Annotated in this window: 1 protein-coding gene; it reads left to right on the top strand. The window is 62.3% G+C overall.

The window, feature by feature from the left end:
* Positions 1–260 (top strand): hypothetical protein (locus tag B7449_RS18925; RefSeq protein ID WP_048884090.1); only part of this gene is annotated, 260 nt, incomplete at both ends.

Genomic DNA, 260 nt, shown 5'->3' with positions numbered 1-260 from the left:
CTTCGGCTGTATCGTCGGACATGGGGCAGTGTGGATGGAAAGGGCGCCACAGTCGGAAATAACGGCGACGTGGTGGAGGTTCTGGCCCATGGCGATGCGGGGCTTCGCGTCCGCACGAAGGACGGGCTTGTTGCCGATGTCGAATGGCGGCGGTTTCGTGACGCGAAGACTGGTCGGGTACTGCTCGGGTTCGGACATGCCATGACGATTGATGCGGCACAGGGGCTTACTTCAGACGAGCACATCAACGCCCTGCCGCG

It is taken from the genome of Komagataeibacter intermedius TF2 (assembly GCF_000964425.1).
GTDB classification, from domain to species: Bacteria; Pseudomonadota; Alphaproteobacteria; order Acetobacterales; family Acetobacteraceae; genus Komagataeibacter; species Komagataeibacter intermedius.
This window is presented reverse-complemented; position numbering and strand designations above follow the sequence as displayed.